Origin of the sequence: Candidatus Symbiopectobacterium sp. 'North America' (assembly GCF_015762685.1) — a bacterium.
Classification (GTDB): Bacteria; Pseudomonadota; Gammaproteobacteria; order Enterobacterales; family Enterobacteriaceae; genus Symbiopectobacterium.
Window position 1 is genome coordinate 1 of the sequence record NZ_PEHF01000111.1, and the last position, 2,582, is coordinate 2,582.

4 protein-coding genes are annotated in these 2,582 nt (G+C 39.5%); all 4 read right to left on the bottom strand.

Annotated features, from left to right (window positions below; genetic code table 11):
* Positions 1 to 409: 409 nt before the first annotated feature.
* The 4 genes from CS369_RS22490 to CS369_RS24335 all read right to left on the bottom strand — a co-directional run bounded on the left by CS369_RS22490 (position 410) and on the right by CS369_RS24335 (position 2,075).
* On the bottom strand, positions 410 to 598 hold the full coding sequence (locus CS369_RS22490; protein WP_196908779.1) for a YjfB family protein: 189 nt from the start codon (positions 596 to 598) through the stop codon (positions 410 to 412).
* A gap of 223 nt (positions 599 to 821) precedes the next feature.
* The gene (locus CS369_RS22495) at positions 822 to 1,115 is read right to left on the bottom strand and encodes a FidL (protein WP_244665196.1); all 294 of its coding nucleotides are present in this window, start codon (positions 1,113 to 1,115) and stop codon (positions 822 to 824) included.
* A 347-nt stretch (positions 1,116 to 1,462) separates the two neighbouring features.
* Positions 1,463 to 1,816, bottom strand: coding sequence for a hypothetical protein (locus CS369_RS24330; RefSeq protein ID WP_244665197.1), 354 nt, complete (start codon positions 1,814 to 1,816; stop codon positions 1,463 to 1,465).
* Positions 1,770 to 2,075, bottom strand: a complete 306-nt coding sequence (locus tag CS369_RS24335) for a winged helix-turn-helix domain-containing protein (RefSeq protein ID WP_244665198.1) — start codon at positions 2,073 to 2,075, stop codon at positions 1,770 to 1,772. Before CS369_RS24335 ends, CS369_RS24330 begins: the two co-directional genes overlap by 47 nt.
* Positions 2,076 to 2,582: the final 507 nt, after the last annotated feature.

Below are 2,582 nucleotides of genomic sequence, written 5' to 3' on the forward strand. Positions count from 1 at the left end.
ATTGATCAGATCGCGCAAGTCGGACTGAGTTCCCTTCAAGTGATCTACTATTACGCAAAGTTATTTAGCACAGCGATAGGCAATAATAGGAAGCGCCCAAACGTTTGTATTTCGTTTTTAAAGTTGGAGTTCATAATATGGTCCCTGGTGTATTTGGCATACCCATCAAACTACGCTAGCACGTTCACCATCAAGGCCAAATACTGACTCATTCAAGGTTCATTTTTTGTCCGTAATAAAATATGATTGGCTTCACACTTCTGATAGCTGACTTTTTAGCGATGAGGGAAATGCTTAGGGGAGGAACACCGGGTTTGTGTAGGGAATAAAAAAGCAGACGCCGTGACTGACATCTGCTTTTTTAAGGTTACCGCAGTGATACTTGAATCACTTTCGCCGTATCACAGCCTCATGCTGTCGTATTGATGTTACGACCTATCGCCGGGTTAGCAGGCAACTGCGGAATCGACCCAATCAAACCGAGCGCCGCAGAAGCTTGATTATCCAACGCTTTCTTGAACACGAGGGTATTGGCTTCATTACATGTTTGCATATCATTGAGGCTGGTAGCCAGCGCTGCAATCTGCGAAACATCCATAACATTCTCCTGAAAATGAAGTAATTACTCTCGGAGATAACAACAGCTTTTTGTCTCATAGAGGCAAGTAGACTGTCAGACCTAGTATTGGATTGCTACAGACAAAGTTTATCATTTTTACTTTTCTATACGTTGCAGCAACCGATTCATCCCGCTCATTACCAACATGTTCACTGCCAATATTGTTGCTACCGCGTACCGCGTTTAACGGGCAAAAAACAGATTAGCGTTGCTGGCAGGCCACCTTGGAATGCACCGAACTGATTAAGTAAACGTCCTTCATCAACATCTCAAATTTGACAACATCATTTTCCCCCACCAAAGGAATGGTGTCATCAGGTGCATTGTCATTAATGTGTTTATCTACAGAGAAATTACGTATTTTTAGATGATTACCATTCCACTGTGGGTCAAAACTAAGGGTTCGACGAAGTGTTTTAACAACATTATCGCTCCCTACATAAACACCACTGATGAGCACCAACGCGCGTTCTTTATCATTCAAATAAATATACATATCATACTCCTTTCGAACCATCTAACTTCTTTCAACGCCAGAAGATTTTACTTTTCCCTGAAAAAACCAGTGTATTAGTGATTCTGTTTCCAAAAAAAAGGAAGGCTGCATATGCTAAAGAGAAAAAGGCCAGAATGCCGAACACAAGCGCTATTTTTTTCTAATTTTAATAATTAACATAAGTCACACACTCTTTCCCATCCTGCTTACAGGTAATAATGATTTCATGCCGCTTAACCAGAGCATCAGGAATAACGAACTTTTTCGAGAGAAAAAACAGCACATTGTTAGAGCATAAATTTTCTACGGTGCTATCAGAAAGCGTATCATCCTCATCGGTCAAGCGGTCAAGCGGTCAAGCGGTCATAGAGGTAGTACATATCGCATTTCCCGTTCCCATCCAGCTTTAACGTACTTCTGGCGGGGAAATAACTCTCCTTTGCTGCGATCATGTTAAAACCTGCCAGAAATAGCACAGCAATAGTAAACATGCTTAATCCCCACCGAAAAAAGTGCCCTTGCCTTTTTTTACGCTGGACAAAAGGGACCTTAGGCGTGACGGGTAAACCTGCTGGTTCATCAGTTTCAATCGCTTCCGGCAACGGCAATGCTTTATCTTTTCTATTGCTTTCAATGACATTGACATCACTAATATTAAAAATAATGCTTGACTTTGGCACCGTGACAATCGTATCGATCAAGATTGAACTCACGAAGCACTTTTCTCAGCAAAGAGACATAATTGTTCAGATTATTAATCGAAGGCGATAGTTCATGTTTTTCTAATGCCTCACGCATCAACAACTCACGACTGAGCAACGTGCCAGGATTCGCTATCAATGTCTCAAACAATCGCGAGACCGGAATACTCAGCGATACAGCCTCATCTTCTTGAGCTTGCCATGACAATGTTCGTTCGTATGAATCGAATATAATTAATTGATTAATAAAATAGATCATGACAATCCTCTTAATGAAATGTCATTGCTATCAGCAGTTAATCAGGCTGTATAACGACATCTTTTTAGTATTATATAATGCAATAGAAGACAAGTATCTTGCCTAGTTTTTCAAGATAAAAATTATTACTTCTATTTTTCCATCAAACGGAGATTTAAATTCGGTACAAACAACAGAGGAAATTCTATTTTTACAGGATATGGAGCCACATCATTGTTGTCAAAGATTATCTATCTTACTGGCAGGGATCATACCCCAGGCATGTAAAATTATCTAATCACAATGAATAAGATAAGAATTCTTTAATTATTTTTACATATCTCCCTTCATAAAAAATGTTTAGCCCCCTACTCCCCAAGAAACCTGACAACACAAAATCACATCTAATTGCGACAAAATCCCAACAAAAAGAATAAAAATCTAAATAAATTTATATAATCAGAATGTAAGCACACCGGTTTTAGTTCCACGCACTTTTTGAGATTTCCGGGTTTTCAGCCATCAGCC